The sequence below is a fragment of the Paracraurococcus lichenis genome (assembly GCF_030657435.1).
Lineage (GTDB): Bacteria > Pseudomonadota > Alphaproteobacteria > Acetobacterales > Acetobacteraceae > Paracraurococcus > Paracraurococcus lichenis.
The window spans coordinates 1-379 of record NZ_JAUTWS010000526.1 but is presented as its reverse complement, the minus strand read 5'-3'; the positions used below and the strand labels follow the sequence as shown (position 1 = coordinate 379).

At 74.7% G+C, this 379-nt stretch carries 1 pseudogene; it reads left to right on the top strand.

Annotated features, from left to right (window positions below):
* A pseudogene (locus tag Q7A36_RS41090) lies at nucleotides 1–379 on the top strand (hypothetical protein); the annotation flags it as partial.

Below are 379 nucleotides of genomic sequence, written 5' to 3'. Positions count from 1 at the left end.
CCGCTCACTGTTCGGCGCGGTGCCGGTCCGGGTCCGGCGGCTGTTGGTCTGCCCCTGCCATGGTCCGGGCAAGCCGAAGAGCTTCGCGGCCCTGGAGCTCGGCGGGGGTACCGTCGCGCCCGAGCTTGCCTGCGTCACCGCCCGGTATGCGGCGCTGGCGCCGTTCGGCAAGGTCGCGGCACTCCTGTCCGAGTTGCTTCCGATCGGCGGGGCGGTGAACGCCGGCACGGTGCGGAACCGCACGCAGCGGGTCGGCAAGGAGGTGGTGCAGCCGCCCATGGCTGCGGCCGTGACGCGGCCCGCAGTGCGGTCGGGCGGCGCAGTCGTGGTTGGGCTGGATGGCGGCTACGTGCGCAGCCGGCATCCGGAGGAGGGGCGC